General features: G+C 32.5%; 11 protein-coding genes. 8 read left to right on the top strand and 3 right to left on the bottom strand.

What is annotated here, in order from left to right; translation table 11 throughout:
• The first annotated feature begins 14 nt into the window (after positions 1-14).
• The 5 genes from IJI93_RS10515 to IJI93_RS05695 all read left to right on the top strand — a co-directional run bounded on the left by IJI93_RS10515 (position 15) and on the right by IJI93_RS05695 (position 6,653).
• Entirely contained in the window at positions 15-185 is a 171-nt protein-coding gene (locus tag IJI93_RS10515; protein WP_366513283.1) for a zinc-ribbon domain-containing protein, read from the top strand.
• 88 nt (positions 186-273) lie between these two features.
• Complete coding sequence (locus tag IJI93_RS10510) at positions 274-438, top strand: hypothetical protein (RefSeq protein ID WP_366513282.1); 165 nt, start codon at positions 274-276, stop codon at positions 436-438.
• Between the two features lie 362 nt (positions 439-800).
• A complete protein-coding gene (locus tag IJI93_RS05705; RefSeq protein WP_292821116.1) occupies positions 801-4,430 on the top strand; it encodes a chitobiase/beta-hexosaminidase C-terminal domain-containing protein in 3,630 nt (1,209 codons plus the stop codon).
• A gap of 1 nt (position 4,431) precedes the next feature.
• Entirely contained in the window at positions 4,432-5,202 is a 771-nt protein-coding gene (locus IJI93_RS05700) for a hypothetical protein (RefSeq protein ID WP_292821114.1), read from the top strand.
• 1,034 nt (positions 5,203-6,236) lie between these two features.
• Entirely contained in the window at positions 6,237-6,653 is a 417-nt protein-coding gene (locus IJI93_RS05695) for a hypothetical protein (protein ID WP_292821112.1), read from the top strand.
• A gap of 24 nt (positions 6,654-6,677) precedes the next feature.
• Here the strand turns inward: IJI93_RS05695 and IJI93_RS05690 are convergent, their stop codons facing one another.
• Positions 6,678-7,073 carry a nuclear transport factor 2 family protein gene (locus IJI93_RS05690; protein WP_292821110.1) on the bottom strand — a complete coding sequence of 132 codons (396 nt, stop codon included), beginning with the start codon at positions 7,071-7,073 and terminating at the stop codon, positions 6,678-6,680.
• A gap of 62 nt (positions 7,074-7,135) precedes the next feature.
• On the opposite strand from IJI93_RS05690, the gene IJI93_RS05685 reads away from it, so the two are divergent.
• The 3 genes from IJI93_RS05685 (at position 7,136) to IJI93_RS05675 (ending at position 11,641) form a co-directional block, all read left to right on the top strand.
• Positions 7,136-7,921 (top strand): NAD+ synthase, encoded by a 786-nt coding sequence (locus IJI93_RS05685; protein ID WP_292821245.1) that lies wholly within the window; start codon positions 7,136-7,138, stop codon positions 7,919-7,921.
• Positions 7,922-7,931: 10 nt separating this feature from the next.
• The gene (gene leuS, locus IJI93_RS05680; protein WP_292821108.1) at positions 7,932-10,787 is read left to right on the top strand and encodes a leucine--tRNA ligase; all 2,856 of its coding nucleotides are present in this window, start codon (positions 7,932-7,934) and stop codon (positions 10,785-10,787) included.
• Between the two features lie 110 nt (positions 10,788-10,897).
• Positions 10,898-11,641 (top strand): Cna B-type domain-containing protein, encoded by a 744-nt coding sequence (locus IJI93_RS05675; RefSeq protein WP_292821106.1) that lies wholly within the window; start codon positions 10,898-10,900, stop codon positions 11,639-11,641.
• A gap of 49 nt (positions 11,642-11,690) precedes the next feature.
• On the opposite strand, the gene IJI93_RS05670 is transcribed toward IJI93_RS05675, so the two are convergent.
• Positions 11,691-12,422: a tRNA (adenine-N1)-methyltransferase gene (locus IJI93_RS05670; RefSeq protein ID WP_292821104.1), complete on the bottom strand. Its 732-nt coding sequence runs from the start codon at positions 12,420-12,422 to the stop codon at positions 11,691-11,693.
• Positions 12,423-12,431: 9 nt separating this feature from the next.
• Positions 12,432-13,391, bottom strand: coding sequence for a zinc metalloprotease HtpX (locus IJI93_RS05665; RefSeq protein WP_292821102.1), 960 nt, complete (start codon positions 13,389-13,391; stop codon positions 12,432-12,434).
• Positions 13,392-13,413: the final 22 nt, after the last annotated feature.

The following is a 13,413-nucleotide window of genomic DNA, read 5'->3' as shown; positions in this document are numbered from 1 at the left end:
ACATAATTTTAATCATGAAATATTGTGGAGAATGCGGTTTTGAAAATAATAATGAAGCAAAATTTTGCACAAATTGTGGTAAAATGCTCAATGAAACAAATCAGGAAGTATTTTATAAAAATGGGGAAAAAATTATTATTGTTAATAAAAATAACGATTCTCCCGTTCATGATATATATATATAGAACTGAGAAAAATGCCGGCCTGGCTAAATGGGGCAAATCTAAAATAACCAAAATTTCATTATTTAATTCAATACTGATATTTGTTATTATGTTTCTATATGCATTTTCTATCGTGCCCCATCCCAATAATCCCCCATTACCAATTTTAGTAATCGCAGCAATACTTTTTGCATTGGTGTTTGCCCTTCCAGTATTTGCAGCCGGATACTTTATCGGATGGATTGTAGAAAGAATTTTAAAAAATACAAAGTAAGTTTCACCGAAATCCATATAACTTTTTGCCACACCATTCAGTTTATACATTCAGATTTGATTAATTCTTTCCCTGAATCATCATCCTATGACCAACGGATTGATTTCTAGACTATTAAATAATCTTTCAGAAAAATCTCTCAATTATGATGATGTATATCCTATCTGCAGATAAACATCTCCCACCACCATTTTCCATGCTATTTAAATCTGTCCTGCAAAGAGTAAACTGCTTTGAATATTTCCTTAGTGAGATAAAATACAATAAATTTTTATATTTTATTTGATAAAGTTATATTGTATATTTATTATGTTTAATTGAGTAATTGGAGATTTTTCAGTTGATTTATAAATATTTTTTTATTGTCCTTGTGTTTTTTTTTAAGTATTTCATGTTGTTTCGCTGTTTCTAATGACAGTTATGTTAATGACGATGCTTTAAACAGCAGCGATGACTACATTTTTGATGATAGTGCTCTCGTGGATGAAAATATTAGTTCTGTTGATTATATGGGAAATGGTTTATATAAAGGTAGATTAGCTACACCTTTAGAAGAAAATAATACGATTGATAATAAAGCGCCATTAGTATGGAGCAATTATTTATCTGATTTATATGATTCACCATTTTATGTTAATTTATCTAGTTGGGACAATGTTGATGAAAATCCGTTAATTTATTATACTCTTGATGGCTCTAATCCAAAAGATAATGGAATTTTATATCAAAATCCAATTCTTATATCCAATACAACTACATTAAAATATTATTCTAAAGATTCAACTAACCATAGCACTAACCTTTCTGTATGCAATTATATCTTTGAGTGTGTCGGAAATCTAAATACTGGAAAAGGATATGTCACTATACAATCCGCAATTGATGATTTGACTACTGTAAATGGAGATATTATATTAGTTAAGTCGGGTATTTACAATGTCAACATAATTCTCAACAAATCTTTAAATTTGATTGGTAAAAATGCAACTTTAACTGCATTAATAACCTCTTATTCAGTTATTGATGTTGATATTAATGGAAGTGGAAGTTTAATTAGTGGATTCAATATTATTAACTCAGAACAGGGAATCAACATTAATGGAGCATCGAATGTATCGATAATTAATAATTCTTTTTGCAATGTATTAAATTCAATTAATGTTAATTTGGACAATAATACTGTTATTGCAGAGAATATTATCAATGATGTTAATTATTACAATACAAAGTCTAATGTCGGCATAAAAGTCAATAAATCTAAAAACTTACTAATAACAAAAAATTCGATTACACTAAACTCCAATTCTGGCTATGCAATTAGAATAATCAATGATAACTGTAAAAATGCTTACATTGTAAATAATACATTAAGGAATAAAAAAAATTGTAAAGGATATGGAATATCTGTTAGAGGATCAGGAAACGAAATTGCTTCAAACCATATTTCTAATTTTAGAGGTGGAATCTATGAATTAGCCAGACAATCCATTTTCTATAATAATATCATTACATCCAACAAATATGGAATAAATATGGCAAAATCAATAAATAATACCTATAAATCCAATAATTTTTATAATAATATATATGGTGTTTTTTTAAGTTCGACATCAGTTTCTGATAATGATTCCTTTTATTTAAATAGATTATGTAATAATTCATATTATGACTTCTGCTCTGAAGCTAATTGCTCATATATTGTTAATGATAATTGGTGGGGCGAATATCCGCCAAAAATTAGTACAAATACAAGCATATACGCCAATATCTATAATGGAACTGGGAGTTTCGTTTTAAATTCATGGATAGTGATGAAACTTGGCGCATGTTCTTATAAGATTGGTGATAATGCTTTAATTGAAAGAGCAAAATTTTATGTTGATATGACTTATAACAACAAAGGCGAATGTTTATCATATAAAGGTTTTCTTCCAGATGGTTTAGAAGTTTTTATTGCATGTTTTAATAGTAATTGGAACTCCATATATAACCTTTCATATTTGAAAAACGGTCAAGCTTTTGTTGATTTTGATTTAAGTGATTTATTTAATAACGTTGATTTTATTTATGTTCATGCTAGAATGGACTATAGCAATCTAACTTACACTTTTAATAAAAAAGCTAGCATCAATATTGCAGTTTCATCTTCATCATGGGATATTGATACGAATTATTTCGTGAATTACTATACGAATATTAATTTTACGGAAGATACATATTGGATTACAGTAAGTTGGTCTGAAACTGGATTATACACTGGCGTAATAAATATAATCATTAATGGGGAGATTATTGAATCAATTAACATCACCAATTACTATTACCAATCTTTAAAAAATAGTCATAGCAGTGCCTTCTTTGAGGGTATGAAATTTTATAATGAAGTTTTTGCCAGTACTCGTCAAGGAGTTTGGGAACCTAATTATTACTACTTCAGTTTTGCAAATACATTTAATCTGGACTTTTATAACCCTAGTCAAGTATCTGAAGTCCTATTATGGTATATTCAAATAGTATATAATTTGACTGATAATGAAACAAATTTAATTAGAACATACCATAATTTATTTGTTGATTTTGTTGAAATTGGTATTGATTATCATGGCGATATGGCGCCCAATATTAATTTTAATTATAATGGAGAGCATAGATATCTGGATTTGCCATCAGAGTGCGTTCATCGTTTGAGCAATATTTATTATAGCAATATTGAAGATGAATACGGCGCCAGTATTGGTTATGAGGGCATGCGAAGTTTTGCTATAACAAAATCTAAATTGACTAATATTAGTTTATCTTATTGGCTAAGCCAGAAAAGTTTATATCCTCAGGGTTTGATGAAAGCAGCTTATGGTACTTTTTTAACTGCTTTTTTAGTTATTTGGGAAAATGACTGCGTGGCTAATGATGCTGCTTTAAGGTTTAATGTTACTTGGTCTCGAATCTGTCCTGTTTGCGTGTCTTTGTGTAATGATTATAATTGTCTCTACATTACTGGCGAGTCTGATCATGGGATGGGTCGGGAAGCAATTGGTAATGTCACTAATATTTGGAAGTTTAATTTTGCAACTTCATACAGTTTTAGTTTAATAGAGCAGCTAGTGGGAAATAATGTTTGGAATGATACAACAATTGGTAGCGTGACATTAGGTTTGATTCAAAGTTATCTGAATAATGAAACTTTGGAGATTTTCACTTCTAATGGTTATATTTTTATTAAAAGATTAAACGATAATTCTACATTGCTGTTTCTAGATACTACGTCTGGCATTGTTCGTGATGAATTCAGTTATTATGGACTGCTTGGAACAATGCCATGCTACCATGACAATATAACCGAAATGGCCTGGAGATATGGAAATGGCTTATTGAATCCGAATAGTAAGGAATTTAAAGATTTGATGAATATTTCTACGGCAGCTACTAATAATTTGATTCTTAATAAATTTACTGAGATATTTGCATTTTTATTCCCAGATTGTGATTCGACCGAATTTATAGATAATTTAATAATTGGAATTTTGGGAAGTGAGATAGTATCTGTAAGTGTAGTAGTTTTTACCATAGCAGTTTCTTCAACAAATCCCGAGTTAATTGCCACAGCATTTATTACTTATTTAATAGGCGAACTCTTTATTGCTTATTCTGATGGTATGTTTAATAATCCAAATATTATTGATTGTGGATTTTTCATTGTTGATTCGACATTAGCAATGATAGCTCCATTTTCAAACGGTGGTTTAAAAGTAGGTTCACAAACATTAAAAGTTATTATTGAGAAAACAACTTTAAAAATGGGAAATTATGAATTTCATAGTTCTCGTATTATTTTTAATTTGGATTATGTTGAATGGGATTTAGGCAAAATTATTTTTGAAAATGTTTTTAATAAACCGGCAAATAAGTATATTCTAGATTTTATTAATGATTTAGGTTTATCCTATTTGCATGAAGTATTTTCAAACATCTTTGATAATTATGTGGAGGCTTAAAATGGAATTTAAAGGATGGGGCGAGGCAGATGAACATGAACTGAAATTAATAGCCTTGAGATGTTTCATAATACTAGGTTTATTTGGTTCATTTGTTATTTCTGCAATAATGTATTTTCTTATGAAAAACATTGCTGCTGCTGAAATTGCTTTTGCAGGAGTGTTTTTAGCATCAATTTATTTTACTGTTATCCTACTTAAACGTGATTGGTTGGATGAAAAAATAGGTTTATTCGACCCAGTTTTGCATGGTGTTTCTTATCAAGGCATGGTAGTATTATTGTGTACTGTAAGTATTGGTCTATCAATTATATTTTTTGCTATGGCCTGGGACATGGGTGGTATTTATTCAGGTATTGCTCATGGTTTATGTGTTAATTTTGCATCAATTTTTATGTTGTTGAAATTGGATGTTTATAACAGTGAAAGTAAGTTAATGTATTTGGGTAAAAAAGATGGACACCCCTATTTTGAATATATGTATGGTTATAATCCTACTTATTATTATCTTTTAGGCCTTCACCACGGGTGGGGTCCATTGGGCGTGTCTTTTAGAAGGGTTCTTGAGTGCATATTTTTAAATAATGGCTCATTAGTGTATACTTTGTTGTGCTTTATTTTATGTTTGCTTGTGGGCTGTTTTATTTTATCACCCGATATTGCAAATAACATATTTCCCTTTGAGATAAGAACTTTTGATGGATTTAGAAAATTTTTAGCAATTGGATTACTTTTAATGGGACTCTCTTTAATCCCATTAATAGTCTTGTAGAAACCCTCATTTAATACATGAATTGTTTCTTAAATGAATATGAATCCTGTTAATTAGAATTAATATTTCCAATAATTTTTATCGGAGATATAGAGAATCATAAAGTATAAAAAACTAATATTTAAAAGAGTCGAAACAATGCCCATATTAGCCACAAGCAAAATTCAAAGTAATTATCAAACCACAATTCCCCAGGAAATAAGGAAAAAATTATGATATTAACAATACTGCATTCTATAAATTGTCCACACAAGTGGTAAATCTGCGAATAAACTTTAGTTACTAAATATTATTTAATTTCTTTAGTATACAAAATAGTTATTATATCATTTTTCAATCAGGAATCTCATATTTTAAACAAAATAATTAAACATTTAACGTTTTTCATTGAATAATCCTAAACGTATGTCTCCCTCACTATCAACCGTCTTAACTAAATTAGGTATAATAAATACAAAAACTAATAACAAGAGCAAAATTGAAAAAATTACCACCATTACAATAGTTTTCCAAAAGTTTTGAAGGATATCGAAAATTCCGCTAAACACCATAAAATAAAGTATAATTGCAGAGGATGAAAAAATTATCAAAAAAACTTTAGTTGTTTCATAACCCTCAGTTTTAAAAATATATCCAAAAAATACAATAAATCCAACAGCAAAACTAATTACTGCAATCGTATTGCTTTTTAAATTAGTGAATGCTATTAATAACAATAAGCTCAATCCAAAAGGAACATACATAATAAGACGATATTTATTATACCTACCACGTAAACTAATTATATCCTCTCCAGTTAATCATAGTTAAAGTTTATTATTAAATTATATAAAGTTTTTTTGAATATTCATTTATTCTATCAGAACATTTAAATTAATATAATTATATGTCCTTTATGAAAGTCTATTCTTTCAAATATTCATTAAATACTCAAAAATGAAGTTTCAATAGAAATTATCTTTAAAATAAATATTTCTGTCGAAAAACACATCAAACTTAAATATTTATAAAAAAAATATATCATCATGACTTTCATGAACAATAATGCAAATATAAAACAGTTCCAGTTAATTAAATTCATTAATGATAACTGCAATGATGATCATGTGATATCAAAAATTACAATAGTGCTCCGCCGGGACAAAATAGAGGCCCCTTATTATATGATTACCAAAATCAAACTGTCTTCATGCATTGATATGCCGGATAATGGACTTATCCATGCAATGGATATATTGAACCATGCAAGAAGATATAATCTAACAGAAGAGGCGTACAATGAAATTAAATCATTAATTGCTGATAACGAATATGAATCCGAACAGGTGAAAATCTCCAAAACGGATGAACAGCTTAAGATGATTTTAATGTCCAAAAATGATGACGAAATCAGAAATCTTTTTAAAGACTATCAGAAACTTTTCGATAGAATAGACAATCTGATTGATTAAAAAAAATTCATCATAATTTAAACTTCAGTTATCCCACTTGGTGAAATACCATTCACCATCGATTTTTTCAAAATCAACTGTAGTGTCCAATGTCCATTTACCGTTTATTCCATAGACCTTTGCTGTCAATGTTACATCAGCAATCAAAGTGGCCCTTTCATTATCATCCCACAGGATTGTAGGTTCAATAATCTCAGACTTGTAATAATTTAAAGTGCCGTCCATAATTTCGCCGATGAACTCTTCTTTACTTTGCTTTTTACCGGACATGTGGACCAATTCATATTTTTCAGTCAGAATTTCATTTAATTTGCTTTCATCCTTATCAATCAATGCTTGTTGAAACTCCATGAACCTATCAATTATCTCATTATCGCTATCACTGAATGATTTTTCACAAATAAGTTCTACATCACACATACAATATTATATAAATTAATAAATACATATTATTTACTAATGAATGATAAGTTGGTGAAACCATTAGTAAAATTCCAGAATTAGACTGCGAACAAACAAAGAATGACATTGTTGAGTTTATCAAATCAAAAGTCTCAGAATCAAAAACCGACGGAATTGTAGTTGGATTAAGCGGAGGAATTGACTCAACATTGATTGCATATCTTGCATGTGAAGCAGTTGGAAAAGACAATGTCTTTGGAATTGTAATGCCATCGGCTACAACACCAAATGAAGACAACCTTCATAGCATTGAAATAGCTCAAAGATTAGGCATTGATTATAAGAAAATATGCATTGATGGTATTTTAAATGAATATTTATCTGTAAGCCAACTTGAAGATAATAATTTAGCTATTGGAAATCTCAAAGCTAGAATTAGAATGTCAATCATTTATTATTTTGCGAATCATAAGAATTATCTCGTCAGCGGAACAGGTAACAAAAGTGAAATCCTGATTGGTTACTTTACCAAACACGGAGATGGTGCGTGTGATATGGAACCTATTGGAGATTTATACAAAACCGATGTTTATAAATTAAGTGAATTTATGGATGTTCCCAAAGGGATTATTGAAAAACCCCCACGTGCGGGTTTATGGAATAATCAAACCGACGAGGATGAAATTGGAATGTCTTATGCCTTGCTTGATCAAATCCTTTATCTTTACGTTGAAGGTATGAAAAATACTGAAATAGCTGAAAAACTTGACATTTCAGTAGATGATGTTGATATGATTATTAATAAAGTAAACAGGAACGAACACAAAAGTAAAGTTCCTGAAATCCCAGAAAAAACAATCTTATAATGGTGATTTGGTGAGTGAAAATATAGAAAAGAAATGGCAGAAAAAATGGGCTGATGCAAAACTCTTTGAATCAAACCCAGATGAAAGGGAAAAACTATACCTTACAGTAGCTTTTCCATATCCTAGTGGAGCAATGCACATAGGTCACGGACGTACATACACCGTTCCGGATGTTTATGCTAGATTTAAAAGAATGGAAGGTTATAATGTATTATTCCCAATGGCATGGCACGTAACCGGTGCTCCGGTTATTGGAATAGCAGACAGGATTAAAAGAAAAGATCCGTGGACTTTAGATTTATATGAAAGGGTTCATGGCGTTCCAAAAGAAACATTGCCTAAATTGGAAGACCCTGAATTTATTGTTAAATACTTCTCCACAGAATATCATGAAGTAATGGAAGAAATGGGATATTCAATCGACTGGAGAAGAGAATTCAGGACAATCGATCCAACCTACAAAAAGTTCATAGAATGGCAAATCACAAACTTGCATGAAAAGGGACTTGTCGCTAAAGGTGAACACCCTGTTAAATACTGTCCTAACTGTGACAACCCTGTCGGAGACCACGATCTGCTTGAAGGTGAAGGTGTTGGAGTAAACGAACTAACACTTTTAAAATTCAAAATTGATGACAAGGTTTTGGTAACTGCAACATTAAGACCTGAAACCATCGTTGGAGCGACCAACATCTGGTTAAACCCTGATGTCGAATACGTATTGGTTGATGCTGAAGGAGAAAACTGGGTAATTACAAAAGAAGCTCACTACAACTTACAACACCAAATCAAAGATTTAAAAATCATATCTGAAATTGATCCTAATGATTTAATTGGTAAAATGGCTACAAACCCATTTACAGGTGATGAATTGCCAATTTTCCCTGCAAGCTTTGTAAGCGCATCCTATGGAAGTGGAGTCGTTTTCTCAGAACCTGCGGATGCACCTGCAGACTACATTGCACTTCAGGACTTGAAGAAAAACGATGAGCTAATAGCCAAATATCATTTGGAAGGCATTATTGACAAGGTAGTTCCAATTCCTGTTTGTACCCTTAAGGGATATGGTGAAATTCCTGCTGCAGACATTATCGAAAGGCTTGGAATTACCGACCAAAACGATGAAAAGTTACATGAAGCTACCAATGAACTATACAAACAGCAACACAGTAAAGGTACCATAATCGAATCCATTCCAGGATTTGGTGGTAAAAAAGTCAGATTTGCCCGTGAAGAATTGAAAGAGGAATTGATTTCCAAAAACATGGCTACAATCATGTATGACTTTGCAGAAAGGCCAGTTGTATGCAGATGCGGCAACAACTGTGTTGTCAAAATCATGGATGACCAATGGTTCATGAAATACGGTAATGAAGAATGGACAGAAAAAACCTTAAAAGTTCTTGAAGGCGAAACAATCATTCCTAAAGAATTAAAGAACAACTTTGATTATTACATTAACTGGTTGGATGACTGGGCTTGTTCCAGAAAAGTAGGTCTTGGAACAAGACTTCCTTGGGACAACCAATGGTTAATCGAACCATTAACCGACTCTACAATTTACATGTCCTATTACACAATTGCCAAATACCTAAAAGACATGAATCCGGATGATTTGAACCTTGCTTTCTTCGATAAAGTGTTATTGAATAAGGATTCAGGTGAAATTACCGTCCCTGAAGAAAAGGTTAAGGAAATCCAGGATGAATTCAACTACTGGTATCCGCTTGACTGGAGATTATCCGCAAAAGATTTGGTTGGAAATCACTTAAGCTTTTTGATGTTTGCCCACAGTGCAATTTATCCGGAAGACAAATGGCCTAAGGGAACCGTAGTATTCGGAATGGGTCTTTTGGAAGGAAATAAAATGTCCTCATCAAAAGGAAATGTAATTCTTTTGAAGGACGCTATTAATGATTACACTGCAGATGTCGTAAGGCTCTTCCTGATGGCTTCAGCCGAACCATGGCAAGACTTTGACTGGAGAGAAAAAGAAGTTTTAGGTACCAAAAGAAGACTTGAATGGTTCAGGGAATTTGCAGCCAAAATCGAAGAAATCAAAGGCTCTGATTTAGATTTAAGCAATATTGAAAAAGTTGAACTGACCCGTACCATTGACTTATGGATGATCAGCCAACTTAATCAGCACATCAAAAAATCAACTGAAGCTTTAGAAGTATTCCAAACAAGACAGGCTTTACAGGAATCATTATTCTTGCTTAAAAAGGATGTCGACCACTACCTGTATAGGGTAAAACACTTGCTTGATTCACAAGACCCTGCTGTTGTCTATGTCTTATCAACAGTGCTTGAGGCATGGATCAGGCTTCTTGCACCATTTACACCACATACCTCTGAAGAGCTATGGTCCGAATATGGTGGAGAAGGCTTTGTAAGCCAAGCAAGTTGGCCCGAGTATGATGAATCATTAGTAAGTCCTGAAATTGAAAAATCAGAAGAATTGGTGGAAAACATCATTAAGGATATCGCACACATCAAACAGATGGTTGGAGATGAAGTGGAAAAAATCCACATCTACCTTGCTCCTGATTGGAAATGGGACTTATACAAAATAGCTGACGAAGTCGGAAAACCTGACATTGGCCAAATTATGGGTCGGGCCATTGGAGCCAACATCTATGATGATAAAAAAGAAATAGCTATGGTGGCTAAAAAAATCGGTAAGGAAATTACCAAAACAAGATATATCGGCAAAATTAACGAAGAAGAAATACTTACCGATGCCCTTGACTACATCAAAGAGGAATGCGGCAATGAGGTTATCATCCATACCGATGATTCATATGACCCTCAAAACAAGGCAAGAAATGCAATGCCTTACAAACCGGCTATTTTCATGGAATAATTAATTTTATTCCTATTTTTAATTTTTTCAATTAATTACCCTAATTTTTAAAACACTTAAATATTACATCTAAACAATAATTTAATTAATTATACATAGGTGTTTGAAATATGAACAAAAAAATATTTGCAATAATATTGGTCTCAATTTTTTTACTATCTGCCATTAGTTTTGTTTCAGCAGAAGAAACCTCAGATAGTGGAAATGATACATCTCACTCAATTACTGTGAAAATTAACTGGAACGATAATGGCAAGACAGATGCAAGACCCGACTCTGTCACAATAACACTCATGAAAGATGGCGAAGTTATTGGTAACAAAACATTGAACGAAAGCAACTCCTGGAAAACTACCTTTAATGTTACAGAAGATGGAAATTACTCAGTTAAACAAATAACTAACCTTTCAAATTATTCCGTATCAATAGATAATAGCTCAAAGGATGAAATTGTAATTACAAATACACTTAACGACAGTGCTTCAGGCGAACCCCAAGAAAACGATTCATCTGAAAATGCAAATAAATTGGCTGCAGTCGTGATAGAGGAAAGTGCGGCAAGTGATAATAACAGCAGTTCTAATGAAACTAACCCTACAAACAATACTACAGACAATAATTCCACCAACAATATCACAAATAACACTACTACAAACAATACCACAAACAACACAGCAAATAACACTGCAAACAATACAAGCAACGATACTGCCAACAATACGACTGTAAATAAAGATACTCCAAAACCAGTTCCTAAAAAAGAAGATAATAGACCAACCGAACTGATGAAAGTTGGTATTCCAATTATTATTTTGCTGATAGCTATATTCGTAGCTGTTATACTTAAACGTTAAAAGCAATTAAGTGGATGATTTATCATCCACCAATTCTATTTTTTTAATATTATAGTTTTCTTGCAAACAAAAGGTATCCGCTATGGCCCACCATGCGAGTCTTTGGCCTTACGCCTTGCTGTCTGACTTCCAAACCGCGTTCTAAAAGTTCAATAATTTCAATGTCATAAAATCCAAGCTTTTTTGCAACCCTATAAGAAGTTTCGGCTTGATCAATGTATGGAGCATAAACCGCCAACCATCCGCCGACATTCAATGACTCCAATACATCCTCAAATATCTCAAATGGTTTTGGCAAATCTAAAAAGATTAAATCGATGTTGTCTTCTTCAATGCCCTCTTTGATGTTTTGATTTTTAACTTCAATATTGGTGATTCCAAAATTGTCAATATTCTTCTTTGCGACTTCGGCAAAATCCTCACGAATTTCATAAGTAAAGACCTGGCCCTCAGGACCGACAACATTTCCAAAATTAAGCGCAATAGCTCCGGCACCAGTTCCGGCATCAACCACCCTTGAGCCTGCACCCAAACCAGTGTGAGCCAAAACCTGCCCAATATCTTTCTTAATAAGAATTGAACACCTGCGGTCCATCAAATCAATGAAATCATTGATGTTAGGTTTTACGATTTTAAATGTGTGGTCAAGATGACTTTTAACTTCATCACCAATTTGAGCATCATCCAAAACATCAGCCTTAATTATTCCCAAATCACTCTGAAATTCCTCACCGGGTTTTAAAATATACTTTTTACCACGTTCATCTAAAATCATTTTCATATCTAACACCTAATTTTCAAGTTCCGCCAATCTTTTTACTCTTTTTAATGAATCAGGGTGAGTTGATAACAGTTCCATGATTCCGTTTTTAGAAGAAATTTTAACTTCAGAATTTGCAAGTCTTCTTAACTCCTCATCGGAAATGCGTCCGTCTCCATCAAAGTCAATTTGCTGGAAATCAGTAACGTCATTTTTTGCATTATTGATATCATTTACAAAAAATGCACGATTTGAATTAAGATCAGCAATTGTTTCTTTGTTGCATCTTGCAGCACCATAAGATAGCTTATAAAGTGCAGAAACCAAAGCTGCAGGACGATTGCCGAACTCAACACTTGCTTCATCGGCATAGTATTCCCTTGTTCTTGAAATGAACAATACCAATAGCTGACCTATCAAATAAAATACATAGCCTAAAATACCAATGATGATACCAGAGCCGTTTCTGCTGTCGCCTGAAAACATGAAAGACAATGCAATATAATAGCAAATCATTGGAATTACGCTTACAGCAGCAGTTACAATCATATCATTATGTTTGATGTGACCCATTTCATGGCCAATTACAGCCCTTAGCTCATCACGGTCAAGCAATCCCAATATAGGACGGGTGACTGCAATATGGCCGCTTCTGCTGGATCTTCCATAAGCAAATGCATTTGGAATGTTGATTTCAGACAAACCGATTTCAGGTTTTGGAATGCCTGCCGCATCAGCCAATTCCTGAACCATCTGGTGAATATGGGGTGCTTCAGCTTCAGACAATGGCCTTACATTCATTGAACGTTTGACAAGACTTGGTCCAAACCAATATTGTAAAAATACAATAACTATGCTCGCACCAGCATATAATCTCCAACTGCTTATGCCCAAATACCATCCAACAATCATGATAAGGAAATAAACAATTGTAAACATTAAAACGGATGTGAGAATCATCCTTAACTTAAGTCTCCATGTACCTCTCATTTTTAACACCTTCATATTAGTA

Source organism: Methanobrevibacter sp. (genome assembly GCF_017431965.1).
GTDB lineage: Archaea > Methanobacteriota > Methanobacteria > Methanobacteriales > Methanobacteriaceae > Methanocatella.
The sequence above is the reverse complement of the archived record's forward strand: the minus strand, read 5'-3'. Positions and strand labels throughout refer to the sequence as shown.